Annotated in this window: 6 protein-coding genes; 4 read left to right on the forward strand and 2 right to left on the reverse strand. The window is 37.2% G+C overall.

What is annotated here, in order from left to right; all coding sequences use genetic code 11:
- Nucleotides 1–419: 419 nt before the first annotated feature.
- Together BN35_RS02180 and BN35_RS02190 are read right to left on the reverse strand one after the other, a co-directional pair.
- Nucleotides 420–1,208 (reverse strand): class I SAM-dependent methyltransferase, encoded by a 789-nt coding sequence (locus BN35_RS02180; protein WP_025073142.1) that lies wholly within the window; start codon nt 1,206–1,208, stop codon nt 420–422.
- Between the two features lie 292 nt (nt 1,209–1,500).
- The gene (locus tag BN35_RS02190; RefSeq protein ID WP_025073144.1) at nt 1,501–2,115 is read right to left on the reverse strand and encodes a TetR/AcrR family transcriptional regulator; all 615 of its coding nucleotides are present in this window, start codon (nt 2,113–2,115) and stop codon (nt 1,501–1,503) included.
- A gap of 308 nt (nt 2,116–2,423) precedes the next feature.
- Between BN35_RS02190 and BN35_RS02195 the strand changes: the two genes are divergently transcribed.
- The 4 genes from BN35_RS02195 to BN35_RS02210 all read left to right on the forward strand — a co-directional run.
- Nucleotides 2,424–3,137 (forward strand): glycoside hydrolase family 25 protein, encoded by a 714-nt coding sequence (locus BN35_RS02195; RefSeq protein ID WP_025073145.1) that lies wholly within the window; start codon nt 2,424–2,426, stop codon nt 3,135–3,137.
- 40 nt (nt 3,138–3,177) lie between these two features.
- Nucleotides 3,178–4,323, forward strand: a complete 1,146-nt coding sequence (locus BN35_RS02200; RefSeq protein ID WP_028901326.1) for a zinc ribbon domain-containing protein — start codon at nt 3,178–3,180, stop codon at nt 4,321–4,323.
- 277 nt (nt 4,324–4,600) lie between these two features.
- Nucleotides 4,601–6,979 (forward strand): TonB-dependent receptor, encoded by a 2,379-nt coding sequence (locus BN35_RS02205; RefSeq protein WP_036893841.1) that lies wholly within the window; start codon nt 4,601–4,603, stop codon nt 6,977–6,979.
- 24 nt (nt 6,980–7,003) lie between these two features.
- Nucleotides 7,004–7,455 (forward strand): type IX secretion system plug protein (locus BN35_RS02210; RefSeq protein WP_025073147.1); only part of this gene is annotated, 452 nt, incomplete at its 3' end.

Here is a 7,455-nt window from a genome sequence, read left to right on the forward strand (position 1 = left end):
AAAATCTTAACAAACACCCCTCCATAACTTTAATATTTCTGAACAGGTTTGTCTTCGGCTGTAAATACGCGAGTTTTGAGCAAGTTTTATAACTCAATGTCAGTGAATGCGTTATGAAAATATGCCGAATATGGAAGCGCTTTTTATCACTATTTTTGTCTCAAAAACAGCAAAAAATGCGTGTTGAAACAATGACTTTGTGCTTCTATTATAACTTAGTAGTGCGACAATCTACATACTTTTGTTGCCTTAACTCAATGTTATAGCGCAAAAACGGTATTATTTTGATGAAAGAACCGCAAAATCTATCTACGATTTACTGATTTTCTTTTCTATTTCACAACTTTTCATCACACGTTTTTTGGTTAATTATTTTTACAAAAAGAGTAATTCTGGTTAATTAAGCGAATTGGAAAAAATTATTTTCTCAGCACATAAGTGCAAGAAGTCGTGTAAAAGTTTCGTAAATATTTTATCTTCGAAAAAACAGGCGAGAGAAGTCGTGGAGTCAAATTAAATTTTTGCTTATAATGAGGATTGATAAGCCATAATTGCCGTTTAACTATCAGAAAACCAATTGTTTTTATAAGTTTTTCAAAACTTTCAACAGACACTTGTGAGCGTTTTATACTAAACAGTTCCTGAATAGTATTACTATTAGTTCCATTGAGTGTGAGGAGAGCTTTATAAAGAGGATTAGGAAGAAGATGTATGAATGGAATTTTAGAAACAAAGCCAGTACTGATTTGTTGATGTCCACCAAAAGGATTTTGCCATGCAGGAAAGCATACAAAAACTAAACTTTTTTCTGTCATGAACTCTTTTATATGAGACAAAAATTCTTTCTTACAAGGAGGTTCTATATGCTCTATCACATCCCTAAGTATTATAATATCAAATTTTCCTATTCCATCTTTTGAATTATTAAGTAACATAAAATTTTCACATATAAAAGTACCTTTCTGATTTTCTCTCTTAAAAAAATCTACAGCTTGTTCTATGCGTGAGCCGCATATGTCTATACCTGTTACCAAACATCCTATTTGAGCAAAAGGTAACAGGTTTCCTCCCTCCCCACATCCTATTTCAAGGACTTTTGTTCCTACTCCTATATTTATATAGGAACGCAGTAGTTCTATATAGAAGTCTTTGGTTGTACAAGCCAACTCTTGAAAGTAACGAAATCTATCTTTGTGTCTTTTTTGCATTTTATTAAAAGTAAATGTTTTTTTGCAAGAAATTTGGCATAGTAACTCATGTGTTTTTATTCGGTACGAAAGTAATCTCGTTACCGAATTGGTTTGTAAAATGTCGTTATTATTCTATGATAAACTGTTTGGAGTCGCATACTGAACCATTTACTACTAACGTGGCAATGTGTACTCCTTTATTCAAAGAACTAATATTTTCGGTAATGGAACTTGAAAATTTAGATAATTCTATTTTCTACAACCCTATTAGGCAAAAATGAAGAAACTCTTGTTATATAAACTCCTCTCATTATTTTACAGCATTATAGATTAATATGTATTTCCTTCTTAATTCTTGGATACTCAATCCATCACCCGTAATAGCAAGTAAAAAGGAGTCTCCGTAATACAAGGAACGGAACAATGATATTGCCAGCTCAGACTCCACATTACCACTCAACTCCCCACATTTGACACCTAAATCATAGTAATGCCTCCATTGATTATGAATTAGTATCTCTATTTCATTATATTTTTCCACAAATCCATTATAATGAAAAGATGCAGATGCCAATAAATTCACATATTGCGCAGAGATGTTTTTATCAATTCTGTTTTCTTTCATCACTCTCATTCGTTTCTCTGTTTTATTCAATTCATAGTCAATATAAGTCCAGAATGGAGTTTTCTCTGAAGCAGGAATATCCATATTCAACGTATCAGATATGAAATCAAATATAAACTTATCGATAACAGCCTTATATAATCCTTCTTTATTTTTAGTTCGATAATAAATAGAGCCACGAGTTATTCCTGTGGCTTCTTCTAAATCTCCAGTTGTTACATTTACATATTCTTTTGACAAGAAGAGTTTAAATGCTTCTTGCAATATATAATCTGTCTTATCCTTTGTTTTGCTTCCCATAAATAATAGATTCTAAATTATTATGACGGCGATACTAATCTTTTAATGTTCGCAAATGTATGAAGTTTTATAATTGTAACCAAATTTTTCGGAGGTTTTTTCTTTAAAAAGTTTCTTTTTTCTCTCTTTTTCATGTGTTGCAGTGTAAAATGGTAGATTATAAGTCTTTTTGCTGGCATAATAACGACACTAAAACTTCTAAAAAATTATTTCCTATAGAGTTAGATGTTGGAGTGTTAAATCATAAATATATGCAAAAATCATGATATGACCTAACGCATTGAATTCTTTTTATTAACTTTGCAAGTATGAAAAGAATCGCCACATTATTATTGTTTATCTCTATGGTCATCGTTGCTAATGCTCAATACGCCGATGTTCAGTGTGAAGATACGTGTACACACGTACATGGGATTGATTTAAGCCATTATCAAGGCGAAGTGTTTTGGGAGGCTGTTGGAGAAAACACGAAAAATGCGTATGTGTATTTGAAGGCAACTGAAGGAGGCGACAACATCGACTCCAACTATCAACTAAATATCCAACTCGCTAATAAGTACGGTCTTAAAGTCGGCTCTTATCACTTCTTCCGTCCCAAAACGAATCTTATATTGCAGCTCCAAAATTTTATGACACAATGTAGGCCTAAAGATCAGGACTTGATTCCAATGATCGATATAGAAACAAAAAGTGGACTGTCTACGGAAGCCTTTTGTGACTCTCTTCACAAATTTTTAGGCATGGTAGAAGAGGCTTATCACCAAAAGCCACTTATCTATACGGGAGCAAACTTCTATGATCATTATTTGGTGGGACAGCTTGATAACTATAAAATCATGATTGCCCAATATACAAGTCGCGAACCTGTGCTAAAGGATGGACGAGATATTACCATGTGGCAATACACTGGTAAAGGGCGCATCAATGGCATTAACACATTCGTGGATAAAAGTAGAATGATGGGACGACACGGTTTGAGAGAAATTAGATTTCGTCGTGACACAGGAAGTAAAAGACCTTGAAACGGAAACATTAACTAAAATATAGTAATACATTGATAACATGGCGATTATAAAATGTCCTGAGTGCGGTCATCAAATAAGTGACAGAGCACCCATTTGCCCTTCTTGCGGGGTAAAGATAGCAAATCAAATAACCACCTGTCCGCAGTGTGGTGAAGTGTTTTTTAAGGATTTGAGACGCTGTCCTCGTTGTCAACATCTCAACATGGATTATCAAAACGGTATTTCTCAAAGCGAGGAGGAAGAAACAACACCCACAGACAACCCAACATCCTTACCTGAGAATGGTGAGCAACCCTCACCTAAACAGCCCAACAAAAAGAAAAAAACGACCAGCTTATGGATTGGATTCATCATAGCGATAGCTATTTGCTGTGGTGGTTATTATTTCTATTCTCAGGCTCAACACAATCAAGAGAAAGAAGCCTATGCCTTTGCATTGGCAAGTTCAGACCCCATTGTTTTGCAAGACTATTTGGATCGCTTTAAGAATGCACCCACCGCTCATAGAGATTCCATTCTCTCCCACCTTTCTGCCCTTCAGTCAATGGATCGAGAATGGACAGATGCATTGGTAAGCAACTCTAAAACCGCCTTGCAAAATTATATAGATCAGCATCCTGATTCACCACATAAAGCCGAAGCTCTTCGAAAAATAGATTCTATTGACTGGGTTTCTGTCAGTATGGCTCACACCTTGGATGCCTATCAAGTCTATTTGGAAGACCACCCCAATGGTGCGTATGTGGATATGGCAAAAGATGGCATTAAACGAATCAATGCTGCAACAGTACAACCTGAAGAACGAGCAATGATTAGTAATCTGTTCAGGCAATATTTTCAATACATTGACCAAAATGATGCCGAAGGTTTATCAAGCTTGATGAATCCGATAATTTCTTCCTTTTTAGGTAAGCCAGATGCCAATAAAAATGATGTGGTGCTGTTTCTACATAAGCTCTATCGTGAGGATGTTGCAAGTATGAATTGGCATCTGCTCAATGATTTCAAGATAGAAAAGAAAGAAATAGGTGACGAGGAGTATGAGTATTCTGTCAACTTCTCTGTCAACCAAGACATTGAGAAGGTGGATAACACTCAAACAAGTAACCACTATCGGGTCAAAGCTAAGGTGAATCCAGACGATAAAATCACAGAATTTAATATGACCAGAATTATACAATAGTTCAGGAGACAATCCTTTTCTATGACGATGTTGGCACTCTGTTTCACTCTTCATGATGATTGCCGATACAATCCGAATGACATAAAGAAGGTCAATACCGCCTTTATGTCATTCGGCATGAACAAGGACTTACCATGAAAGTGAAATAAAAACAGGACAAGACTGAGACAGACAACAAACATCGTCTACTTTTGATGCTCAAGCCTAATACCATACGCTTTCCTTACCTTTTCAAGTTTTGGCACAATATTTCGTGCCAGAATACGTTAAAAAGACAATGATTAAATTGAGATTACTGCTCTTACCATTATTCGTACTTTGTGCCCTTTGCGTACAAAGTCAAACATTTATTCTACAAGGCAAAGTGGTTGATGAGCAACTCAATCCCATTGAATTGGCATCTGTCTCGTGCCTTGCACAAGGGAAGGCGACCGTTACCTCCTTAAAAGGCGAATTTAGCATGCGGTTGCACACTGCTGATTCGGTTGTTGTCAAATTCTCAATGATAGGTTATCGCACCAAGAAACGTGTTCTACGCTCTCCAAAAGGGAAACAAACACTACAGATTGTCCTTTTTACCGATGAAACGACATTAGAGGAAGTACACGTAAAAGGCGAGCAGATACAGACAGGACAGACGCAAAACATAAAAGCAGAGCAGGCAAAAAACACTCCTTCTGCGACAGGAAATGCCATAGAAGACCTTATCAAGACACAAGCTGGCGTCTCTTCTCACAACGAATTGTCCTCTCAATATAATGTGCGAGGTGGAGCCTTCGATGAGAATAGCGTTTATATCAACAACATAGAAGTTTATCGACCTTTCTTGGTTCGGTCGGGACAACAAGAAGGACTGTCTATTATCCACCCCGATATGGTAGAAAAGATTGGCTTTTCTACAGGAGGATTTGCTGCAAAATATGGCGACAAAATGTCGTCGGCATTGGATATCACCTACAGACAACCGAAACCATTTGAAGCCAATCTGTCTTCCAGCATGTTAGGCGCCAGTGCGTTTGTTGGGTTCAGAACAAAAAAGTTTTCATGGAGCAATGGTATTAGATACAAAACAAACCAATATTTATTAGGAAGTCTGCAAACAAAAGGAGAATATAAACCTGCATTTTTAGATTATCAAACCTTTTGGGTCTATACCCCTAACCAACGTTGGAAAGTATCAATGATTGGAAACATATCCGATAATCATTATCAGTTTACACCACAAAATAGAGAGACCTCCTTTGGAACACTCAAAAACGTAAAATCCTTCAAAGTGTATTTCGACGGACATGAAAAGGATCGTTTCACTACTTACTTTGGTGCCATGGATATCACTCGTAACTTTGGTGACTCTACTTCCATATCTCTTCTGGCTTCTGCCTTTTATACCAATGAGCGCGAGAAGTATGACATACAAGGACAATACTGGCTTACACAGACAGAGACAAGTGAGAACTTGGGAGTTGGTACCTATTTCCAACACGCACGCAACTATCTTCAAGCATATGTAGAAAACGTAAAATTGATGGCTCGCCATACCACCAAGCGACATCGTATTGAAGCTGGCATCACCTACAAGTTTGAACGCATCAATGAGTATGCTGCGGAATACGAAATGAGAGACTCAAGTGGATATAGTATTCCGCACACTGGGAAAGACTTATACATGATTTATACCTTACGAGCCAACAATCAACTAAAGTCCAATCGCATTGAGACTTACTTTCAAGATACTTATCGATTCACCAATAAAGGCGGAAATACCCACTACACACTCAATTACGGCATCCGTATGAGCCATTGGAGTTTTAACAAGGAACTGGTGGTCAGCCCACGACTCTCATTGGGAATTATTCCGGCGTTCAATGAAAACATGACTTTTAGGATAGCCACAGGTCTATATTATCAAACTCCTTTCTATAAAGAGGTGAGAGACACTACCACCGTCAACGGCATCACTTACGCCCGACTGAACGAAAAAGCAAAGAGTCAGCGTTCTATCCACTTTATTACTGGTATGGATTACAGATTTCGTGTAAACAACAGACCTTTTAAGTTGACCACAGAAATATATTATAAAGCTCTCTCTAACCTCATTCCCTATAGTATCAACAATGTGAAAGTGGTGTACTATGGAGACAACAAAAGTTCTGGACATGCCATGGGTATCGACTTCAAATTATATGGTGAGTTTGTGCCAGATAGAGACTCATGGATTAGTTTTTCGTTGATGGATGCACGCATGAAGCTGAATGGAAAAACAATACCCATGCCTACCGACCAGAAATATGCGGTTAATCTGTTCTTCACGGACTTCTTTCCTGGCACGAATCGTTGGAAAATGTCTTTGAAACTTGCCTATGCAGACGGATTGCCCTTTGCTGCTCCGCATAAAGAGTTAGAAAGAAATTCTTTTCGTGCCCCTGCTTATAAACGGGTGGATATAGGTATGAGCTATAGACTGTTCAATAACGAGGAGAGAAGAACAAAGTCCATCTTTAAAAACATTTGGTTAGGTGTGGATGGTCTCAATTTGTTTGGCATCAATAATGTCAATTCCTATTATTGGATTACAGATGTTACCAATCAACAATATGCTGTTCCCAATTATCTCACGGGAAGACTTATCAATGGTCGCATCTTGTTTGAATTCTAAATAATAGAGTAATATTTAGGGCTTATGTTTCAGATAAAAAACATCTATACGTCAATTCTTAGGTTGAGTATATTCTTCATTTCTTGTGCAATCCCAGCAACTACCTTTGGTCAAAACGCTCAAATCTATAAAGAATCTATAGCTTCTTTACAGGTGGTCGCAGGTGATGATTGGCTCTCCCCTCCAGTCACTACTCTTGGAGGTTTGCCCATCAACATCTCCTTTGACGACCTTACACATGAATATCATCGATACACCTACTCTATCGAACACTGTGAAGCTAATTGGACGCCAAGCACACAACTCTTTGAAAGTGATTTTCTGCGTGGATTTGCAGAGGATAATATTATCAAGAATTTTCAAAAGTCAGTGAACACAAAAGTGCAATATACGCACTACAGTCTTCAAATTCCCAATGCAGAATGTCAATTAAAAATGAGTGGGAACTATCGGTTGACTGTCTACGATGCGAATAA

This window comes from Hoylesella timonensis 4401737 = DSM 22865 = JCM 15640, assembly GCF_000455445.1.
In the GTDB taxonomy this organism is placed as follows: domain Bacteria; phylum Bacteroidota; class Bacteroidia; order Bacteroidales; family Bacteroidaceae; genus Prevotella; species Prevotella timonensis.